The following is an 830-nucleotide window of genomic DNA, read 5'->3' as shown; positions in this document are numbered from 1 at the left end:
GGTGGACCTGCTGTGGAACGGCGGCATCGGCACCTACGTCAAGGCCGCTGGCGAGCAGCATGCGGACGTGGGCGACCGCGCCAACAACGCCATCCGCGTCGATGGCGGCCAGCTGCGCTGCCGGGTGGTGGGCGAGGGCGGCAACCTGGGGCTGACCCAGCTGGGCCGGATCGAGGTCGGCCCAGGCCGGGGTGCTACTCAATACCGACTTCATCGACAACTCCGCCGGCGTGGACACCTCCGACCACGAGGTGAACATCAAGATCCTGCTCAACGACGCGGTCCAGGCCGGCTCGCTGACCATGGCCGCGCGCAACAAGCTGCTGGCGTCGATGACCGACGAGGTCGCGCGGCTGGTGCTGCTGGACAACTACCGCCAGAACCAGGCCATCAGCCTGATGGAGCGGATGAGCGTCAAGCGGCTGGGCTCCAAGCAGCACTTCATCCGCACGCTGGAATCGCAGGGCCTGCTGGACCGGCAGATCGAGTTCCTGCCCTCGGATGCCGAACTGTCGGCGCGCAAGGCGCGCGGGCAGGGCATGACCCGGCCGGAACTGGCGGTGCTGCTGTCGTACGCCAAGCTGGTGGCGTTCCAGCAGCTGCTGGACTCGGACATCCCCGAGGACCCGTACCTGTCCAAGGAGCTGGCCCGCTACTTCCCCGAACCGCTGCAGAACGAAGCACGCGGCCGGCATGGAGCGCCACCGCCTCAAGCGCGAGATCATCGCCACGGCGGTGACCAACACCACCATCAACCGCATGGGCGCGACGTTCCTGCTGCGCATGCAGGAGGACACCGGCCGCAGCCCGGCCGAGGTCGCCAAGGCCTA

1 pseudogene is annotated in these 830 nt (G+C 68.3%); it reads left to right on the top strand.

Annotated elements, in window-relative coordinates:
• A pseudogene (locus IG80_RS0112230) lies at positions 1-830 on the top strand (NAD-glutamate dehydrogenase domain-containing protein); the annotation flags it as partial.

The sequence above is a fragment of the Candidatus Paracaedibacter symbiosus genome (assembly GCF_000757605.1).
Taxonomy (GTDB): domain Bacteria; phylum Pseudomonadota; class Alphaproteobacteria; order Paracaedibacterales; family Paracaedibacteraceae; genus Paracaedibacter_A; species Paracaedibacter_A symbiosus.
The sequence above is the reverse complement of the archived record's forward strand: the minus strand, read 5'-3'. Positions and strand labels throughout refer to the sequence as shown.